Origin of the sequence: Mucilaginibacter sp. (genome assembly GCF_036383575.1) — a bacterium.
Classification (GTDB): Bacteria; Bacteroidota; Bacteroidia; order Sphingobacteriales; family Sphingobacteriaceae; genus Mucilaginibacter.
Window position 1 is genome coordinate 1 of sequence record NZ_DASVOB010000556.1, and the last position, 3,235, is coordinate 3,235.

Consider the following 3,235-nt stretch of genomic DNA (forward strand, 5'->3'; position numbering starts at 1 on the left):
ATAAAACCGACAGTAAACTCATCAATATGAGCCTTACTGACCTGGCTGATGAAACCGCCAGTGAAAGCCCGGCACCGGGTGGTGGATCGATATCTGCGACTGTTGGTGCATTAGGTGCGTCGCTGGCTACCATGGTAGCTAACCTCAGCTCGCACAAAAAAGGATGGGACAGCCGCTGGCAGGAATTTAGTGATTGGGCACAAAAAGGTCAGCAATTTAAAAATGAACTGCTGGCATTGGTTGATCAGGATACCACGGCCTTTAACCAGATCATGGAGGCGTTTGCTCTTCCGAAATCAAACGATGAGGAAAAGTCGATCCGTGATAAAGCTATTCAGGATGCTACCCGCTATGCTATTGAAATACCTTTTAAAGTAATGGAGGCTGCTTTGGATAGCATGGAGGTAATTAAAGCGATGACGCAGACCGGTAACCCCAATTCTATAACCGATGCCGGCGTGGCCGCCCTTTGCGCCCGTACCGCGGTATTAGGCGCGTTCATGAATGTAAAGATCAACGCCTCGGGCTATAAGGATAAAGATTATGTGATCGATATCATTTACAGGGGCAATGAAATTGAGCGGAAAGCCATTGTGCTGGAAGCGGAGATCATTGAGATGGTGAACGGGAAAATAGGGTTGGGGTAGCCGAGGCTCTTTCCAAAACGTCATTGCGAGGTACGAAGCAATCGCGAACTATACAGGGCGAACCTGCTAATCGGGTTGGGGTAGCCGAAGCTCCTTCTAAAACGTCATTGCGAGGAACGAAGCAATCGCGAACCATACAGGGCGGACCTGCTAATTCGGGATTGTTTCGTACCTCGCAATGACGAGAGTTTAATATTTGGAATTATCTCACACCAAATACTCAAACAAAGTTTGATCTTTGTTTAATTCAATAACGTTAAAACGGTGAGCATGCATGCGTTGCAATAGCGCAGGGTAATCTTCGGCATTTTTTAGTTCGATGCCTACCAACGCCGGACCGTTTTCTTTCTCATTCTTTTTGATGAACTCGAAACGGGTAATATCATCACCAGGGCCTAACACGCTATTCACAAACAATTTCAAAGCACCCGGACGCTGTGGGAAACGTACAATGAAGTAATGTTTCAGGCCTTCGTACAGCAGTGACTTTTCTTTGATCTCCTGCATGCGGGCAATATCGTTATTACCGCCGCTGATGATGCAAACCACTTTTTTGCCTTTGATCTGCTCTTTGCAGGCATCAAGTGCAGCTACAGATAGTGCACCGGCTGGTTCAACCACAATGGCATCCTCGTTGTAAAGCTTGAGTATGGTGGTGCAAATTTTACCTTCGGGCACCAGCAGCATATCATTCAGGATCTCTTTACATATGTTGTAAGTTAACGCGCCAACACGTTTAACAGCGGCGCCGTCAACAAAACGGTCTATCTCATCTAAAGTAATGGGCTTGCCATGGTTGATAGCGCCCAGCATTGATGGCGCACCTTCAGGCTCAACACCTATCAGATGGATATTTGGGACGTTGTTTTTAAGATAAGTACCTGTTCCTGATGCAAAGCCGCCGCCGCCGATGGGCATAATCGCGACTTCAACATCTGGCAGATCCTGCAGTATTTCAACACCTACGGTTCCCTGGCCTTCAATAACGCGGTAGTCATCAAAAGGAGGGATGAAAGTCATCTTGTTTTTTTCGGTGTAGGTGAGCGCTTCAGCCAGGCAATCATCAAAAGTATCGCCTGTAAGCACGATCTCTATATTACCGTTACCAAACATGGCGGTTTGTTTAACCTTTTGTTTGGGGGTAATTTCAGGCATAAAAATTACGCCCTTAATATTTTTTTTGTTGCACGAAAAGGCTACGCCCTGGGCATGGTTACCCGCGCTTGCGCAAACCACGCCGCGGCTCAACTCATCGTCATTTAATTGACTGATCATGTTGTATGCGCCGCGCAACTTATAGGAGCGAACAACCTGCAGGTCTTCACGTTTTAAATAAACATCGCACTCGTATTTTGCCGAAAGACCGGCGTTATATTCCAACGGGGTACGTTTCACAACGTCCTTTATCCGCTGATATGCCGCTTCAAAATCAAGCTGGCTTTTTGTATCAGTTTCCATTTTTAGTTCTTTACCAGCCTGTGGGCCATCAAGCCGTTCAGGTCCTGGTCGTTTATATCAAGCTTGGCATCTGCAAGCGTTAAAAATTTGTTGTATACCTGGGCCAGTTCTTCCTTATCTAAACTGAAGCCTAAACGTTCCAGATGGAACTTCAGAGCATGCCTGCCGCTACGCGCGGTTAGCACTATTGTGGCGCTCGGAAAGCCTACATCTTCAGGACGAATGATCTCATAATTTTCACGCATCTTCAAAAAGCCATCCTGGTGAATGCCTGAGCTATGGGCAAAAGCATTTGCACCAACAATAGCCTTGTTAGGCTGTACCGGCATCCGCATTTGTGTGCGGATCATCTGGCTCAATTCATAGAATCTTTTAGAATCGATATTGGTATGCAACCCTAAGGTTTGATGCGTTTTCAGGATCATCACCACTTCTTCGATAGAAGTGTTACCTGCGCGTTCGCCGATACCATTAATGGTACCTTCAATCTGGCGGGCACCGTTCTGTAAGCCTGCTATTGAGTTGGCAGTAGCCAAACCAAGGTCATTATGGCAATGAACAGAGATGATAGCCTTATCAATATTTTTAACGTTCTCTTTCAGGAATTTGATCTTGCTGCCATACTGATCGGGCAGGCAATAACCATTGGTATCCGGAATGTTTACTACGGTAGCACCGGCGGCAATAACAGCCTCAACCATTTGGGCAAGGTAAACCACATCGGCGCGACCGGCATCTTCGGCATAAAATTCGATGTCCTCAACCGATTTTTTAGCGTATTTAACGGCTTCAACGGCACGCTCCAAAATTTCTTCGCGGGTGCTGTTGAATTTATGTTTGATGTGCATATCAGACGAGCCGATACCCGTATGGATGCGCGGACGTTTAGCATATTGCAGAGATGCTACAGCTGCATCAATATCGCCTTTATTGGCACGGGTACGCGCGCAAACAGTTGGCTCTTTTACAGCTTTTGAAATTTCAACTACGCTTTGGAAGTCGCCCGGGCTTGAAACCGGGAAACCTGCTTCAATGATATCCACGCCCAGTAGTTCCAGTTCCTTAGCTATCTCAATCTTTTCGGGGGTTGTTAACTGGCAACCCGGTACCTGCTCGCCATCGCGGAGCGT

Annotated in this window: 3 protein-coding genes; 1 reads left to right on the top strand and 2 read right to left on the bottom strand. The window is 46.8% G+C overall.

The window, feature by feature from the left end; genetic code table 11:
- Nucleotides 1-647: cyclodeaminase/cyclohydrolase family protein (locus VF500_RS19840; protein WP_330861341.1), on the top strand; the 647-nt coding region annotated here is incomplete at its 5' end.
- Nucleotides 648-854: 207 nt separating this feature from the next.
- Here the strand turns inward: VF500_RS19840 and ilvA are convergent.
- On the bottom strand, nt 855-2,105 hold the full coding sequence (ilvA, locus tag VF500_RS19845) for a threonine ammonia-lyase IlvA (RefSeq protein WP_330861342.1): 1,251 nt from the start codon (nt 2,103-2,105) through the stop codon (nt 855-857).
- 2 nt (nt 2,106-2,107) lie between these two features.
- Nucleotides 2,108-3,235 (bottom strand): 2-isopropylmalate synthase (locus tag VF500_RS19850; protein ID WP_330861343.1); only part of this gene is annotated, 1,128 nt, incomplete at its 5' end.

What these genes read in the sequence shown, in the direction of transcription:
- ilvA (WP_330861342.1), bottom strand. Translation starts at nt 2,105, where the DNA reads ATGGAAACTGATACAAAAAGCCAGCTTGATTTTGAAGCGGCATATCAG.